Here is a 16,030-nt window from a genome sequence, read left to right on the forward strand (position 1 = left end):
TTGATATCATTTTTGATAGGGATTGTATTTCTACCCTATTTTGTATATAAGTTAAATCATGGTGTTATAATGATGTTATTATTTATTTATTCACCTTTAAAATCAAAAGTATATAAAGTTATGAATGAAGATTTCCTTCTAGAACACTATATGGTTTATCCTAAGCATAATAAAATCATCAGTGAAAATAAGGTGACAATTCTTGAACCCAAAATTATTCAAGTACTTTGTTTTCTTGTTCAACACCAAGGTGAAGTTCTCAGTAGAGAGTATATTGCTGATAATCTTTGGCCTGATAATGTAGTAGGTTTAAAAGTCATAACTCGTGCGATTTTTGAACTTAGAAAGGTACTTAACGATGATCCAAAAAAACCGAAATATATAGAAACTATTGCGAGAAAGGGTTATTGCTTTATAGGAAAGGTTGAGCCACTAAATACAGCGCAGAATAGACCATATTTCCCTCTTTCTTTTTTGTCTAAGCCAAATATTAAAAACGTAGCCGTTTCTGTATCTCTACTCTTTATTTTTACTTTTTTTCTCTTTGTTGGCCCAACAACCCTCCTTGATAATTTTCAGAGCAGTGCTACAAAACCAGTTAGTTACCAGGAAATGGTTCTTTCTGACGGTAGAACTGAGATTCAATCAGCTTCACTTTCTGCTGATGGAAGCAAAGTACTCTTTATAGAAACTGATACCAATACTGATGAATCAGTATTGGTACTAAAGAATGTCGTTAACCATAAATATTCAATATTACAAAGAAGTAACGATGTATATCGTTCAGTTATTTGGGCTGAGCAAGGCAATGTTAGTTATTTTGTTCAATGTGAAATTTCTACATGTAAGATAAATAAATTGTTTATTGATTCTGGAATTTTACAGGAGGTATATAAAACAAAAAATAAAATAAGAACGATTAAGCTATCACCAAAAGGAAAAACATTAGCGTTAACAACGATAGAGAGTCAACGCCTGTCAATATCACTATTACCACTAATATCCCAACAAGAAACACCACTAAAACTTGTCGAAAATGCCAGTTACTATGCTGCAACATTTAGTAAAATTAAGCCTGAATTGTTTTATGTTCAGCAAAGTGACGCACAATCAACAATAAATAGTTACAACCTAGAAACTACAAATAGTACTGTAATATCAACTAGGTTCTCTAAAATTACAAGCTTACACTTAGAAGATGACAACAGCTTGCTTATTGCTGGTCAACTTGACAGTTTGTATTCAATTTGGCGTTTAAACTTACAAAAAAATGAAGTGTCGCAAGCGATATTAATACCAGCAAGTAGTCATGCATACGAGTTAACTTCAAATAAAGCTTCTCAAGAATTCTTTTATCTTAAAAAGAGCTCAAACATTAATATTGCTGCGCAAGGTTTAACACAACATATCGATTTAAAGCAAGTTAATAGCCATGCAAATGACTTAAATGGCGTTTGGTCAACATCAACAAGTACCCTTTACTTCGTATCACAACGCACAGGTAATTATGAGTTATGGAGTCATAAAAATAATAAAAACACTAAGCTGACTGGTGTTAAGGCCGATAGTATCAGACGGCCTATTTTAAACAAGCAACAGAACCTACTTGCGTTTGTCGCTAGTCAAAATAATCAACTCAAGCTTATGATTTACAATATAGATACAGAGCACCTTATAGTTAATCAAAATATTTCTAAAGAAGCCCACCTTCTATCTTGGTCAGCTGAAGGTAACTATATTTATATGAGCATTGCCAGCGAAAATCTCTACGATATTTGGCAATTCGACATAGATAGTAAACAGCCTAAAAAAATATTACTCTCTGCGGGCCTAATAGCAAAACAACAAACAAATAACGATTTAATTTTCGCTGACATCAAAAGTCAAAATTTAATGCTAAAGAAGCCCGATGGCGTCATGTCAATTATCAAGAGCTTTAAAGGTATCGCTTTGCAATTTAGGCCGCACAGTATCAAAATAAATAATAAGAGCGATCATCTATATTATGTAGAGAAAAAACCAAAAAGCATTCAGGTCATGTCGACTGCGCTTAGTGAGATGGTCAAACATAAGCCCAAAAAGCTGTTTACGTTGACAACTAATGACTATGTTACTGATATAGGGCTTCATGGAGAAGATTACGTAATCTATGATCATTTTGTATCAAAATCATCACAGTTACTTCTATTACGAGCAGTTAATTAATGCATTTTATAATTAATAGTTTTAGAAACAAAAACGGGCACTTCTAATGAAGTGCCCGTTTTATATAATATGGCGGTGAGCGAGAGATTCGAACTCTCGAAAGGGATAAACCTTTACACGCTTTCCAGGCGTGCGCCTTCAGCCACTCGGCCAGCTCACCAGATTTTACAGGCGCTATGGTAAAAAAAAAGCCTTGCTGGTGCAAGGCTATTTTAAGTTTATCTTTAAAAAATGGTTTGATTGCTGCTTATTTATTCATAAATACCAAAAAATGAATAAATCACCCGACAAAGTTAAGCATTACCTTTTACTTTTAATTTATTTTCTGCGGCGAAGTTAAGCATTCTATTCAAAGGGATTAATGCTTTTTCTGCCAAACTTTCATCTACATGAATCTCTTTACCTATCGGACTCACTAACGCATCATGAATCGATTTTAAGCCATTCATTGCCATCCAAGGGCAATTAGCACAACTTCTACAAGTTGCGCCGTTACCGCCTGTAGGGGCAGCGACAAAGGTCTTTTCAGGATTAGCCTGTTCCATCTTATAAAAAATGCCTTTATCAGTGGCAACAATAAAGTGCTGATTGGGCATTTCTTGGCTAGCTTTAATCAATTGACTGGTTGAGCCCACCGCATCGGCCATTTCAACGACATTAGCTGGTGACTCTGGGTGAACAAGTACGGCAGCATCTGGATATTGTAATTTCAAATCTCGAAGTGCTGTCGCTTTAAATTCATCATGAACGATGCAAGCGCCCTGCCACATTAGCATTTTCGCGCCTGTCTCTTTTTCTATATACGAGCCTAAATGACGGTCAGGTCCCCATAGAATAGGCTTGCCTTCACTCTCGAGCATATCAACTATTTCAAGGGCAATACTCGATGTTACCACCCAATCGGCTCGGGCTTTAACGGCAGCAGAAGTATTGGCGTAAACTACAACGGTATGATCTGGGTGTTCGTCACAGAAAGCAGAAAACTCTTCAATTGGACACCCTAGGTCTAACGAACAAGTCGCTTCGAGCTCAGGCATCAAAACAAGTTTCTCAGGTGTTAAAATTTTAGCGGTTTCCCCCATAAATTTAACACCTGCAACAATTAATGTTTCTGCAGAATGTTGTTTACCAAAACGCGCCATCTCGAGAGAATCAGCAACACAGCCGCCCGTTTCTTCAGCAAGGGCTTGAATTTCAGGATCAGTGTAATAATGCGCAACCAATACGGCATTTTTTTCAATTAAGAGTTTTTTTATTTTCTCTATGTATTGCACCTTTTCATCACTGGCTAAAGGTTTTGGTTTGGCTGGAAATTGAAAGTCAAAATCTATCGCGGTATTACTTACACTCATGAGCTCTCTCTAATTCAGGACACGTTCAAACGCGGCAATTATAAGGTAAAGCACCGCTAATGTGTAGTAGATAATGGTCTGGATGAGTGCTTCGTTATAGAGGAAATGTCCACTATATATCAAGACGTGCTAATAAGATGTTTTAACAAGATAAATTGACTTAAATAAACAAGCTAGGCTCAATAACAGGTATTTAGTTACACTCTGTATGTATAGAGTAATTTTTTATTAAGAATTTTAAGCTTCAACTATTCTATTAGATAATATAGTTAACAGCCTTGGCTTTCTATCTTTAAGAAGAGTAATTATTAGAAGTGGTCGATCGTGAAGGTTTTAAACTGCGAACTATCTTGATTGAGCGGTTAAAAGCTCTGGCTTTGTATTTTTACACGAGGTGATTATTAGGAGTGGTCGGCCGTGAAGGATTTGAACCTTCGACAAATTGGTTAAAAGCCAACTGCTCTACCAACTGAGCTAACGGCCGTTCCTAATCTCAATAAACTAACTATTCACTTTAATCATCAAGTAAAGTGATAGCTTTTACATTTTCTAAATATACAAGTTAGGAGTGGTCGGCCGTGAAGGATTTGAACCTTCGACAAATTGGTTAAAAGCCAACTGCTCTACCAACTGAGCTAACGGCCGTTCCTATCTCTGTAACTTTTATACTTATATTTTTCTAATCAATCAGGAGTGGTCGGCCGTGAAGGATTTGAACCTTCGACAAATTGGTTAAAAGCCAACTGCTCTACCAACTGAGCTAACGGCCGTTCCTAATGATGAGTAAACGAATAACAGTCTTGAATTGGTCGGCCGTGAAGGATTTGAACCTTCGACAAATTGGTTAAAAGCCAACTGCTCTACCAGCTGAGCTAACGGCCGATTCAAGATTTTATTTTTCGATTTACTTGCTCCACCATCGAAAACGATAAGGAGACTTTTATTCAAACTAAAACTAAACGCTTCAAAAGCTAATCAGTTCAAGTTAGAAAGTGGTCGGCCGTGAAGGATTTGAACCTTCGACAAATTGGTTAAAAGCCAACTGCTCTACCAACTGAGCTAACGGCCGACGTTGTGTTGAGTCACTGCCTCAACGCGGGGCATATAATACTCATAATATTTTTAAGTGCAACAATAAACTTCGTTTTTTTAGCTTTTATTTACTGTTAGAGTAAATTGTCAGCAAAACGCTAGTTTTATCAGCAAATAAAGAGCTAACTATGAGATTGACCAGTAAATATCTTACTTTATTAAACTAGCTAGTCTAGGCTTGGCAAGTTTTGCCGCTGTTGATTCAGGGTACTCTTTTAATAATTGTTGATAGCTAGCTATCGCTTTTTTATTATCTTTTTGCTTTTGAGCAACCATGGCTAGTTTCAATAAAGCATCAGGACGCTTAGTTGAGTCTTTATGTTTGTTAACAACAATTAAGAACTCTTGATTGGCCTGAACAAGCTCACCTTGGTTAAAAAGCAACTGACCTAACCAGTAATGCGAGTTAGGTGCGTAGCTAGAATTGGGAAAGCTTTTATTAAACGCTTTAAACTCATGTATTGCCTGTTGATAACGTTTGTCTTTTAATACCAGATTGAGTGCACGGTCATATGCTTCATTTTCAGTTAGGTTATCACTATAACCAGCATTATTGACTGTGGTGTTTATACCTGTGTTAGGAATTGTAACAACAGGGCTTGTTTTAGCTGTCGCCTCAAGTACTTCATTGACTCGCCTATCAATTTCTTTGTAGAGCTCTCGTTGACGGTCTAATACTTGGCTTAATTGATGAGTATGTAATTCTGTTACGCCACGAAGTTCATTCACTTCAGTTTGCAGTTGGTCCAACTGACGTTGAATATTTACTTGAGCTTTATTACGCGAATCTAACTTACGTGATAAAGAAGATAGTTGCTCTGTTAACGCAGCAGAGTCGATATAATTGGCGTTAACATCAATGACTGGCGCTTTAGCTACAGCTAACGCACTAACGGCGCTAGCTGTAAATATCATGCCAAATAAAACTTTATTTAGTTTCATTCAGTTACCTGCTTATGTGAGGCTGATAAGGTCTTAGTAAACTAAAACTGCACGACGGTTTTTAGCAAAAGCATCTTCACTACGGTCTTTAACCATAGGTTTTTCTTCACCATAGCTAACAACGGTAAGTTGGCTAGCGTCAACACCCATGTTTGTTAGGTAAGTTACTACGGCTTTAGCACGACGTTCGCCTAGCGCAATGTTGTACTCTGGAGTACCACGCTCATCAGCATGACCTTCAATTAATACTTTCACGTCTGAATTAGCATTTAAGAATGTAGCGTGTGCATCTAAAACAGCTGAATATTGAGCATTTACATTTGAAACATCAAAATCAAAATAAACAATATGCTCTGAACGTAATTGTTCTAGCTCTTGACGTTTTTGCTCTTCAATTTCAGCTGCGCGTTTTGCTGCAGTAACTTGAGTTGCTGCTTCTTCTGCTTTTTTAGCATCTTCTGCATTTTGAGTAACTTGAGCATTAGTATCTACTTGGCTGTTCTCATCGGTATCTGAGTTTGAGCTACAAGCCGATAAAATGGTAAGAGGTAAAGCAATAGCTAAGCTTTTCATTATGTTATTAAAGCGCATTTTTATTTATCCTTTGTTCTAAAATTATAAGTTAAAATTTAATAAGTTGTTTTGTACATTTTTATTATTATAAAAATGGCGACCAAGCTGGTGCCTTCACTTGACCATCAAGTGCTGGCAATCTAGCTTTGAAACGACCATCAACCGACACTAACCCCAACACTTGTCGATTATTATGTAAGGTACTGTATATGATCATACCACCATTAGGTGACACACTCGGCGACTCATCTAAACGAGTTTCGGTTAACACTTGGAATAATCCAGACGCCAACTCTTGCTTCGCTAGACGATAATTACCGCGAGTTCTATTGACCATGATCAGTTGTTTACCATCAGGTGTTACAGAACCTCCTAGGTTCATTTCACCATCAAAGGTTAAACGTCTTACTTTCCCCCCGGCTAAATCTACGCGATATAGCTGCGGTTTTCCACCCCGTTCTGAACTAAATATCAATGATTTACCATCGGGTGTCCAACTTGGTTCGGTATCTATGGCTCTATTACGGGTTATTCGGCGCAATTTCTTGGTCGCTAATTCCATCACATACAAATCAGGATTACCGTCTTTAGACAATACCATGGCCATACTTTTGCCGTCAGGAGAAAAGCGTGGCGCACTGTTTATACCGCTGAAAGAGCTAATTAATTTTCTGTCGCCTGTGTAGATATCAATAGTATGAATTTGTGCTTGACGATTTTCAAAAGACACATAAGCCAATTGCTCGCCATTAGGACGCCAAGATGGCGACATTAAAGGCTCTTTAGAACTTAGCAATACATGTTCATTAAAACCATCATAATCGGCAAAAGCGAGTTGATATGGGTACTTTCCTTGATCGCGAACAATAACGTAAGCAATTTTACTTAAAAATGCACCTTTACTGCCGGTAAGTTTTTCATAAATGACATTACTAATACTGTGCGCATATCGGCGAGCTTGATTTAGCTGAATATTGGCACCACTTTGCGCCAATATATGATCTTTTGTATTAACAAGTTCGCCATTGCTTAGCATTGACGTTTCACCACCGGTGATCTGCCCACGTATTACATCAACTAACTGGTAGCTAACTTGATAACGACTCGGTGAAATTTCATTAATTTTACCAACAACAACGGCTTCAACACCTAAATTTGCCCAAGCACTGTAATCTATGCTTTTTGCGTCTGAAATTGATTGCGGAAACTTGTCATGACTAATAGGACTAAATTTACCACTACGTAGTAAATCATCACTTATCACTTTTGATAATGACTCGGGTTGCTCTCCGGTTCCTGTCCATTGAAATGGTACTATGGCAATGGGTCTTGCGCTGTCTACACCACCCGTAATAACAATTTCTAATGCTGCAATAGCATTACTTGAGGTAAACGCAATAACAGCGCTAAATAAAACGCCTGATAATAATTTCATATTTTTTGTTATTCCCTTTAAATAGCTTCATGTATTGCTATCAAGATTTACAGTTTAATTTAATGTAAATACCCCGCCACGCTGCGAAGTACTACTGCTGCATTAAAATTCTGGTGTAACTGTCACCGCAAGCTTACGCATCTCCTTAAATACCTCAGGATCTTTCGATACCGGTAGGATGTTAGCTCTACTAATTGCTATGTTGGCTGCATCACAGACCACTTTATCTCCTTGGCCAATTTTAACATCAATAACGAAACCTGAAGGGGCTAGCGTAATGGCTAACTTACAAGATTTATTCGCCATAGTACTACGGTCTTTAATCATATTACGGTTAATGGTTTGTGTGATTAAAGCCGAGTAGCGCTGAACTTCAGTCATCACTTGTTTTTGCCTAGCTTGATTACGACTCGCCATTTCGTTAGCCATTTGCTCAGCTAACATTGCATCTTGAATAGCTTGCTCTTTAGCGGCTATTTCTTGACGTTTACGCTCAGCAATTTTTTCCAGACGCAGATCTTCGGCTTTTTTCGCGGCGGCTTCCTCTTTCAATCGTTTTGATCTGGCCGCAGCAGCAGCTTTTTCAGCAACTTGTTTTTCTTGTTCCTTTTGTTTACGAATTTTTTCAGCTTTGGCCGCTTTGGCTTTTGATGATTTGGCCGCTTTATCTGCTTTAATTTTTTCTTGTTCTTTTTTCTTACGCTGTTTTTCTAACTTCTTAATGCGGGCTTCTTCTCTAGTACGACGTTTATTAGCATCACTAGCACGTTTCTCTACCGCTTTAAGCCGTTTCTTTTCAGCATCGTGCTGTGCCGTTTTTTGTTTCTTTATCTTGTTAATTGCTTGTTCATACTTAGCCGTATCAATAACAACAGCCTTAATCGGCTCGCTGGACTGTACTGTCGGGGTTGGTTTTGGTTTAGACACAGAGGTAAACTCCCCCGCAAACAAACCAAAAAGCAAGACCAGATGTAAAGCAATACTCAGCCATATAGCTTTTAAATAAGCTGATTTAATGGAAAGAAAAGATGCTCGTTGCTGTACCACGCTATTCCCCTATAGAATCTGTCATTAAACCGACCGATGGCACACCGGCAACAGTTTGCAACATGACCATAAGTTGTATTACAGCATCGTATGAAACAGCGCCATCACCATTAACAACCACAGGGGTACCTGGTTCAACAGCTAAATGTGCTTTCACTAATACAGCAACTTCTTCGGCTGACATTGGCTCTTTATCATTCGCTCCAACAGTTAAATAATAACGTCCTTGCGCGTCGATACTGGCCACCAAAGGCGGCTTGCTGTCTACATCTAACAGCTCAGCCTCAGCTTGGGGTAAGTCAACTTTAACCCCCTGAGTAATTAATGGCGTGGTGATCATAAAAATAATCAATAATACCAACATCACATCGATATAAGGTACAACATTAATTTCAGCCACTTTGCGGCGTCTAACTCTTTGATACATAGTTATGCCTTATTCGCAGATTGCTCCGCAGCGGATTGACGTTGTAAAATACTTGAGAATTCATCCATAAAGTTACCATAACTATTTTCTAGTTTTTCAACTTTATGGCTAAAACGGTTAAATGCTATAACAGCAGGAATGGCAGCAAACAAGCCCATAGCGGTAGCTATTAGCGCTTCGGCAATACCCGGCGCTACCATAGCAAGTGTTGCCTGTTTTACCGCACCTAAGGCGACAAATGAAGTCATGATGCCCCAAACTGTACCGAATAAGCCAATATATGGACTAATAGAGCCAACAGTTGCCATAAAGGGCAAGTGAGTTTCTAAGCTATCAACTTCTCGTGATAAAGCAACACGCATGGCACGATGAGTACCATCGACAATAATTTGAGGATTATCAATATGACTTTTTCTTAAGCGCGCAAATTCTTTAAAACCAGCAACAAATAAGTTTTCAATACCTTGTACTTGCGGCTTGGTACAAACATCACTGTATAGTTTACTTAAATCAGCACCACTCCAAAACTTATCTTCAAACGCCTTTAATTCTAAAGCGGCTGTTCTCAGTATTTTTCTGCGCTGAAAGATCATCGCCCAGCACAAAATTGAGAAGGTAAGTAAGATAAGCATAACAAATTGCACTAATATGCTTGCTTCCATGACTAAGTGGAAAAAGGAAATTTCAGCTGACACGTTTAAACGCTCCTAGTATTGATTCGGGTATAGCACAGGGTTTATGCTGGCTAAAGTCAACACAAGCAATACGTACATTGGCGGTACAAAGTACTTGTTTTGCTTGGTTGGTTATTTTTTGTTGAAACACTAAACTCGCACGTTTCAAGGTTACTATGGTTGAGCTTACGGCAAGTAAATCATCAAGTTTTGCCGAAGCAAGATTATCCATTTCAACCCTTCTGACCACGAAACCTAAGTTTTGTTGCAAAAAGAATGCTTGGTTTATACCTATTTCTCTAAGCCACTCGGTTCGCGCGCGCTCAAAAAATTTTAAATAGTTAGCATAATAAACAATACCACCCGCATCTGTATCTTCGTAGTAGACACGAATAGCAAAATGATGAGCTGTTATGGATTTAGAAACTTCTTCAGACATTACTATTAGTATTACTTTAGGGTTAAGCGATTCAATTTTGCTAAGTGGCTCTATAGTAATAGATAATGCGATAAGCAAACAAGGAAAGTAAGATAATAAATGACAATTTTTAGCAGAAAAAGTATTAATGGTTAATATTTCAAGCATAAAAACAAAAAAAGCGCCAAAAGGCGCTTTTTAAATAGTTAATCAATAATCAATAATTAACTATGACGTGGTGCACGTTCAGTACGACGAGGAGCACGTTTTTGACTAACAACAGCTTCGTCTGAAGTAGTAATTGCTAAAGGTTGACGACGAACACGTACACCTTTCAATTGATTGAACAAGTCTGTAGGAATACCTTTAGGTAATTGTACAAAGCTATGTTTCTCGTGCAAGTTAATCGCACCGATATAGCTGCTATCAAGTGAAATTTCATTAGCGATTGCGCCAACGATATCTCCTGGACGTGCACCATGCTCTTTACCTACTTCAAGGCGGTAAGTCTGCCAATCAACATCATTACGGTTTACTTTTTCTTTACGAGGTCTTTCATCACGTGCACCACGGCTATTTCGATCGCCACGTTCACCACCACGCGCATCACGACGGCTATCGTTACCACGGCTATTGCGATCACGACTATTACGATCACCACGGTCATTTCGGTCGTTACGCTCACGAGCATCACGACGTGGCTTAGGATCTTCTTTAGGTTGCAGTGGTTGCTTCATTTGTTTTTGGAAAAGTAAGGCTGCAGCAAGGTCAATCATAGAAACTTCAGACTCTGCAGCCATAGCTTCAACAATTTCACGCATGCTTGAGATATCTTTGTCAGCAACAATCTTGGCAACTTCAACACGAGTACGCTCAATACGTATTTTACCAATATCTTGGATATTTGGTAAATCGTAGTTAAGAACAGTACCAGAGGTTAAACGCTCATAATGACGAATTGAGTACATTTCACGTGGACGTACAAAAGCAATTGACATACCTTCACGACCAGCGCGACCAGTACGACCAATGCGGTGAACGTATGCTTCGTTATCACCAGGTAAGTCATAGTTAATTACCAAAGAGATACGAGGTATATCTAGACCACGAGCAACAACGTCTGTAGCAACTAAGATAGATGATTTACCAGATTTCATTTGATCAATACAACGTTCACGCTGTGCTTGGTTCAAATCACCATTTAGCGCTAATGCAGGATAACCGGCACGCTCTAATTTTTCTGCAATATCAACAGTATCGTTACGAGTACGAACAAAAATAATCATTGCATCATATTCAACCACTTCAGCAATACGCTCTAATGCAGTCATCTTAGTGATGCCACTAACTTTCCAGGCATACTGAGTAATATTAGCTTTGGCTTTTTTAACAGCAGCAACTTTAATGTGCTCAGGATCTTTTAAGAAACGGTTAGCAATTTTACGAATCGCTGGTGGCATTGTTGCTGAGAACAAACACATTTGTGCAGTTTTTGGTATGTGATCCAAAATCCATTGAATATCTTCTAAAAAGCCCATATTTAACATTTCATCTGCTTCATCAAGCACACAAACACGTAAGTCATCTAATTTAAGGCTTTTTCGACGTAAATGGTCCATTAAACGACCAGGAGTACCAACAACAACTTGTGCACCACGCTCTAGTTGTTGAAATTGTGGTCCGTAAGATTGACCACCGTACAATGTAGCAACACGTAAACCTTTCATATCTTTACCGAAAGACTCTATTGCTTCAGCAACTTGCATCGCTAATTCACGTGTAGGTGCTAACACCATTAATTGTGGTTTTCTAATTGAAGTATCAATTTTTGCTAATGCAGGTAAACCAAAGGCAGCAGTTTTACCTGTACCTGTTTGTGCTTCACCTAGTACGTCTTTACCGGCAAGTAGCGGCGGTATGGTAAGTGCTTGAATATCGGTAGCAGATTCAAAGCCAATAGAAAGAACAGCAGATAATAAGTTTTCAGGTAAGCCTAAAGAGGCAAAAGCAACAGCTTCAGTTACAGTTTCAGTTTTTTGATCAGTCATAAATAATTTTCATCTTCGCAAGGCAGGCGCATTACTTGAGCATAATTACTTGGGCGTAATTATAAAAATCAATCACCAAGCTGCCGCCAAATTAACGGCTGTTAATTAGCTGCACTTAATAGCATTTGATTTAAATTGCTAAGTCTTAACCTGCGTAAAATATATACGAGGAAACCACCAGGAAGACTTTAGGCGCATAGCGTTTTATTTACGCTATATTTCTTGCTAATTCTAGGGGCGAATTAGCTGGGCAAGTCTATTGGGCGGTAAAACCCCACTCATCTCGATATACTTATACATCCATTTAACTATTTGATAGTTGGTATAAGTAAGTCATTTTGGACTAACGCAGAGTAAAAATCATTCACTCTGTCATCGAGGCGCGCATTATACAGCTCCTCAGACAATTAACAAGTTATTTTATAAAATAATATCTTGATAAAGGTTCGAGTATTTACTTTTGTGTGAGTTAAATAGAAATTTCCTTAATGATTCCCTACCCTTTTGTAAGTCTTTAAACTTGGCTGCGACAACATCTTTCTCGTGTCGAACCAAGTCAAGCTCAAGCTTAAGCGGCTTTTCACCTGCTAAACTCATTTCTAAGGAAGACTGCTGTAGATTTATAACATTCTTTTTAGAGTTAGGAATTTTCAGCGTTAATCCTGTAGCAGAAAGTGACAAAACTTCAATTTCTTGATCATGAAAGACGTCAACGAGTGCAACATTTTTTGGAGTATTAACTCGCCAACTACGTTCATTGCCTTTGACATCGATTATTTCAGGGGTACCTAAGCTGGGTAAAAAGTCACCCTGCTTATTAATTGACAAAGAAACAGGGAACCACAATTGATAATGACTAACTTCAGCCAGAAGTGTCAGTTTACTGCCCACTAGGATTTGCTGTAAATATTGAGGTACATCCGTTTTTATACTGAGTTGATGTTGAGAATCACTCATCATCTGCTCTGATGATGTTTCGGTAAACACATCATTGAAGAAATTCAACTCTTCTGTAGAGAATTCCATTTTGTTAGTGCCGCCTGATTAATACCGCCTGTTATTTTTATGCTAATTACAATAACAAAAGGCCAACAAGAGTGCAATTATTAAGCAGTAGACGTGCATATTTCGACCTCAATAATGGTACGTTAGTCTTATTCCTCAGGGCCATTGAGTATATCAGCAAAGCTCTCGAGCTTATCAAGGGCTAAACCATGAATAGATTTACGCGGGTAACGACCTGTTCGGCTAATGATACCAGCATCAACATTCATTAATAACTGTAATGCTTGATCAATGCTTTCAACAGCATGTATGCTAAATTCACCGCGAGCGACGGCACCTAACACTTCATCATTAAGCATTAAATGGATGACATTAGTTTTAGGTATAATCACCCCTTGTTTTCCCGTTAACCCTTTGTCTTGACATAATTGGAAAAAACCTTCTATTTTCTCGTTAACCCCGCCAATTGATTGCACTTCACCATGTTGATTTATTGAACCTGTAATAGCTAAACTTTGATCTATAGGCAATAAGGTAATGGCCGAAATAAGGGCACAGAGTTCAGCCATAGACGCGCTGTCGCCATCAATATGGCCATAAGATTGTTCAATGGCAATATTAGCTGAAATAGTAACAGGAAATGTTTGCCCATATTTATGACCTAAATATCCCGTTAATAGTAACACCCCTTTTGAGTGAATTGACTTGCCTAAATCTACTTCACGCTCAATATCGGTTACACCTTCACTACCCGCATAAACGGTTGCCGTTATCCGTGCAGGGGTACCAAAAACACTATCACCTATCTCAAGTACCGTTAGACCATTAACTTTACCAACGAACTCACCTTCAGTGCTGATTAATACTTGTTGCTCTTTAATTTCACTGAGCCAAGTTTCACTTAAACGGCCAATACGACGTTTTCTCGCTGTTTGTGCCAAAGCGATATGCTGAGCAGATAGTGGCCCTTCACTGCCTTGCTTCTGCCAACAGTAGTTTGCTTCATCAAGTAAATCATTAACCTGCACTATATTGGCTGAAACCTTATGTTTATGCTCGCCGCGTCTAAGTGCATAACGTACAAGCTCTAACACAGCCTCATTGCTTACCTCAGGGTAATTATGTTTATCGGCGCGTTGCCTGATTAATTGGCCAAAAGCGATTAAATTACTATCCGTTTTATCAAGATGACGGTCAAAATCAGCTAACACTCTAAATAGCTCAGTAAACTCTTGATCATAGTCTTGCAAGGTATAATAAATCTCGGCATCACCAAGTAACACTACTTTTACTTGCAGAGGGATTTTTTCTGGTTGTAGGCTATAGCCACTTGATTGGCCATATTCTGAATAAGGATTTTCAATGGTTATTTGCTGAGTTTTTAAGGCCAGCTTCAAGCGCGACCACACCATAGGTTGACTTAATACTTTATCAGCATCTAATAATAAGTAACCACCATTAGCTTTATGTAAAGCACCGGGTCTGATTAAACGATAACTGGTATAACTTCCCCCTTGAAAGCTAGCAAAATCAACATGTCCAAATAAATTTTGATACGTGGGGTTTTGCTCATAAACAATAGGTGCGCCTTGAGTTTCATCGTGTGTCACCAGTAAGTTAGGTAGAAAACGCTCAACCATTAACTTGCGTAGCTCTTTGTCTGTAGGTGTATCATCAGAATCAGTAACTAAAATTTCTAAGACTGCATCGACCACATGGCCTTTCACTTTACTTAAATACTTTAATACGTCTTTATTCTTATTAAACTCTTTTTCTAATTCAGTAATATAAGGCTGAATGGCTTGCTCAGCAGTATCATTTTTAAGCTTTCTTAATTGATCAAAAGACAACCTTTTCCATAGCGGTAACTCTAATAATTGCTCAGAAAGTACATTTTCTAATTCATTTAATGATTTATAAAAATTAGCCCTGTCCGTTTCATTTAAGTTAGAGAACTCCTTATCATTTAGCGGCTTACCTTCAACTAAAGGCGAAAAGCCCACCTCACCATTTTCTTCATATAAAACAACGTCATCTTTTAAAGCCAACTCTTCTACTACAGAAATTGCTTGGTCGTATTTTTGATTAAACTCTCTATCAATGGCTGACTTTTGTCTTTGATATTTTGGGTTATCAAAAACTTCAGGAAATAAGCTGAGTAAAGCATCAATAAACTTATTCATACTTTTCAATAATTGCTTACCGTCTCCAGGCTTCATTGACAGCGTTAATGGAATATGACTTTCGTCAAAATTATTAGTATAACACCACTCATCAGGTGTTGTTTTTGCACTAGCAAGCGAGGTTAACATCTGCTTAATTAGTGTCTGTCGACCAGTGCCGTGCTCACCCAGAGCAAAAACATTAAAACCGAGTGCTGACATAGATAAACCAAATTCCAACGCTTCCTTTGCCCGCTCATGGCCAACAAAGCCTTGCACGCAAGAATCATTGATTTTACTGGTTGATTTTTTAGTTTGGGCGAATAATGAAGCTGATAAAGGAGAAGTGAGATCATCAACACCAAGAAGAGTTTGATCTGCAGAGCAAATAGCAGTTTTAGTCATGTAAGTCCTTTAAAGAGCGTTTTTGAGTCTCGCTCCTAATAAATAAAGTATCTAAGGGTATATTGAAAATATTATCGTATCAAAATTTAGTGTTAGTGTACTTGCTAACTTTTTCGCTAACAAGTTGATTATATAACCGTTCTACTTCTTTAGCCCAACGACTAACAAATGTGTATTTCAGTAAGCCTGAGCTAACTCATGTTCAAGCAATCTCCTTTAGTCATTTTCATTGCCTTAAGAAAGCA

At 38.1% G+C, this 16,030-nt stretch carries 12 protein-coding genes and 6 tRNA genes; 1 reads left to right on the forward strand and 17 read right to left on the reverse strand.

What is annotated here, in order from left to right; genetic code table 11:
- Positions 1–69: 69 nt before the first annotated feature.
- Positions 70–2,205 carry a winged helix-turn-helix domain-containing protein gene (locus GAB14E_RS15420; RefSeq protein ID WP_033081586.1) on the forward strand — a complete coding sequence of 712 codons (2,136 nt, stop codon included), beginning with the start codon at positions 70–72 and terminating at the stop codon, positions 2,203–2,205.
- Positions 2,206–2,275: 70 nt separating this feature from the next.
- Here GAB14E_RS15420 and GAB14E_RS15415 read toward each other — a convergent pair.
- The 17 genes from GAB14E_RS15415 to GAB14E_RS15340 all read right to left on the reverse strand — a co-directional run bounded on the left by GAB14E_RS15415 (position 2,276) and on the right by GAB14E_RS15340 (position 15,785).
- Positions 2,276–2,365, reverse strand: a tRNA-Ser gene (locus GAB14E_RS15415).
- Between the two features lie 133 nt (positions 2,366–2,498).
- Complete coding sequence (gene nadA / locus GAB14E_RS15410) at positions 2,499–3,557, reverse strand: quinolinate synthase NadA (protein WP_033081587.1); 1,059 nt, start codon at positions 3,555–3,557, stop codon at positions 2,499–2,501.
- A 408-nt stretch (positions 3,558–3,965) separates the two neighbouring features.
- Positions 3,966–4,041, reverse strand: a tRNA-Lys gene (locus GAB14E_RS15405).
- A gap of 85 nt (positions 4,042–4,126) precedes the next feature.
- A tRNA-Lys gene (locus tag GAB14E_RS15400) sits at positions 4,127–4,202 on the reverse strand.
- Positions 4,203–4,251: 49 nt separating this feature from the next.
- Positions 4,252–4,327: transfer RNA gene (locus GAB14E_RS15395), tRNA-Lys, on the reverse strand.
- A 36-nt stretch (positions 4,328–4,363) separates the two neighbouring features.
- Positions 4,364–4,439: transfer RNA gene (locus GAB14E_RS15390), tRNA-Lys, on the reverse strand.
- Positions 4,440–4,550: 111 nt separating this feature from the next.
- A tRNA-Lys gene (locus GAB14E_RS15385) sits at positions 4,551–4,626 on the reverse strand.
- 173 nt (positions 4,627–4,799) lie between these two features.
- Complete coding sequence (ybgF, locus tag GAB14E_RS15380) at positions 4,800–5,591, reverse strand: tol-pal system protein YbgF (RefSeq protein ID WP_052093555.1); 792 nt, start codon at positions 5,589–5,591, stop codon at positions 4,800–4,802.
- Between the two features lie 33 nt (positions 5,592–5,624).
- The gene (gene pal / locus GAB14E_RS15375; protein ID WP_033081588.1) at positions 5,625–6,182 is read right to left on the reverse strand and encodes a peptidoglycan-associated lipoprotein Pal; all 558 of its coding nucleotides are present in this window, start codon (positions 6,180–6,182) and stop codon (positions 5,625–5,627) included.
- A gap of 67 nt (positions 6,183–6,249) precedes the next feature.
- Entirely contained in the window at positions 6,250–7,599 is a 1,350-nt protein-coding gene (gene tolB / locus GAB14E_RS15370) for a Tol-Pal system beta propeller repeat protein TolB (protein ID WP_033081589.1), read from the reverse strand.
- A 102-nt stretch (positions 7,600–7,701) separates the two neighbouring features.
- Positions 7,702–8,646, reverse strand: coding sequence for a cell envelope integrity protein TolA (tolA, locus tag GAB14E_RS15365; RefSeq protein WP_231562007.1), 945 nt, complete (start codon positions 8,644–8,646; stop codon positions 7,702–7,704).
- 1 nt (position 8,647) lies between these two features.
- Positions 8,648–9,073 carry a protein TolR gene (gene tolR, locus GAB14E_RS15360; protein ID WP_033081590.1) on the reverse strand — a complete coding sequence of 142 codons (426 nt, stop codon included), beginning with the start codon at positions 9,071–9,073 and terminating at the stop codon, positions 8,648–8,650.
- A 2-nt stretch (positions 9,074–9,075) separates the two neighbouring features.
- Complete coding sequence (gene tolQ / locus GAB14E_RS15355; RefSeq protein WP_033081591.1) at positions 9,076–9,768, reverse strand: protein TolQ; 693 nt, start codon at positions 9,766–9,768, stop codon at positions 9,076–9,078.
- Positions 9,758–10,186, reverse strand: a complete 429-nt coding sequence (ybgC, locus tag GAB14E_RS0122705) for a tol-pal system-associated acyl-CoA thioesterase (RefSeq protein WP_033081691.1) — start codon at positions 10,184–10,186, stop codon at positions 9,758–9,760. The genes tolQ and ybgC overlap by 11 nt, the downstream gene beginning before the upstream one ends.
- Before the next feature lie 203 nt (positions 10,187–10,389).
- Positions 10,390–12,213, reverse strand: coding sequence for a DEAD/DEAH box helicase (locus GAB14E_RS15350; protein WP_033081592.1), 1,824 nt, complete (start codon positions 12,211–12,213; stop codon positions 10,390–10,392).
- A gap of 420 nt (positions 12,214–12,633) precedes the next feature.
- Positions 12,634–13,239, reverse strand: coding sequence for a hypothetical protein (locus GAB14E_RS15345; protein ID WP_033081593.1), 606 nt, complete (start codon positions 13,237–13,239; stop codon positions 12,634–12,636).
- A gap of 128 nt (positions 13,240–13,367) precedes the next feature.
- Positions 13,368–15,785, reverse strand: a complete 2,418-nt coding sequence (locus GAB14E_RS15340; RefSeq protein WP_033081594.1) for a Lon protease family protein — start codon at positions 15,783–15,785, stop codon at positions 13,368–13,370.
- Positions 15,786–16,030: the final 245 nt, after the last annotated feature.

Source organism: Colwellia psychrerythraea, assembly GCF_000764185.1.
Taxonomy (GTDB): Bacteria; Pseudomonadota; Gammaproteobacteria; order Enterobacterales; family Alteromonadaceae; genus Colwellia; species Colwellia psychrerythraea_B.

Coding starts and splice junctions, on each gene's coding strand:
- GAB14E_RS15420 (WP_033081586.1), top strand. CDS start 70: ATGATGTTATTATTTATTTATTCACCTTTAAAATCAAAAGTATATAAA.
- nadA (WP_033081587.1), bottom strand. CDS start 3,557: ATGAGTGTAAGTAATACCGCGATAGATTTTGACTTTCAATTTCCAGCC.
- ybgF (WP_052093555.1), bottom strand. CDS start 5,591: ATGAAACTAAATAAAGTTTTATTTGGCATGATATTTACAGCTAGCGCC.
- pal (WP_033081588.1), bottom strand. CDS start 6,182: ATGCGCTTTAATAACATAATGAAAAGCTTAGCTATTGCTTTACCTCTT.
- tolB (WP_033081589.1), bottom strand. CDS start 7,599: ATGAAATTATTATCAGGCGTTTTATTTAGCGCTGTTATTGCGTTTACC.
- tolR (WP_033081590.1), bottom strand. CDS start 9,073: ATGTATCAAAGAGTTAGACGCCGCAAAGTGGCTGAAATTAATGTTGTA.
- ybgC (WP_033081691.1), bottom strand. CDS start 10,186: ATGTCTGAAGAAGTTTCTAAATCCATAACAGCTCATCATTTTGCTATT.
- GAB14E_RS15350 (WP_033081592.1), bottom strand. CDS start 12,213: ATGACTGATCAAAAAACTGAAACTGTAACTGAAGCTGTTGCTTTTGCC.
- GAB14E_RS15345 (WP_033081593.1), bottom strand. CDS start 13,239: ATGGAATTCTCTACAGAAGAGTTGAATTTCTTCAATGATGTGTTTACC.
- GAB14E_RS15340 (WP_033081594.1), bottom strand. CDS start 15,785: ATGACTAAAACTGCTATTTGCTCTGCAGATCAAACTCTTCTTGGTGTT.